Source organism: Coprococcus sp. AF51-11b1, assembly GCF_027682785.1.
GTDB classification, from domain to species: Bacteria; Bacillota; Clostridia; order Lachnospirales; family Lachnospiraceae; genus Allocoprococcus; species Allocoprococcus comes.
The window spans coordinates 122,188-122,397 of the sequence record NZ_JAQCZB010000014.1 but is presented as its reverse complement, the minus strand read 5'-3'; the positions used below and the strand labels follow the sequence as shown (position 1 = coordinate 122,397).

The 210-nt window shown below is 52.9% G+C and carries 1 protein-coding gene; it reads right to left on the bottom strand.

Annotated elements, in window-relative coordinates; translation table 11 throughout:
- The coding region (locus PGY05_RS13890; RefSeq protein ID WP_270476152.1) for a PEP-utilizing enzyme at positions 1–210 on the bottom strand (210 nt) is incomplete at both ends.

The window sequence follows — 210 nt, the reverse complement described above, 5'->3', positions numbered from 1 at the left end:
TTCATGGTCCTTGCAAGGATTGCCGTATGGGAATTTGCTGATCCGTACATGGTTGCAAAGGCAAGCACTTTGGACTTGTCGAGCTGAACGGTCTCACTCGGTACCAGGTCATCTGCTGCCACGATCACCGGTTCGTCTGCCACAACACCGCTTTCCCCGGCATCCGAAAGGATACCGAGAAGTCGGTCCGATACATCTTTTACATCGGCT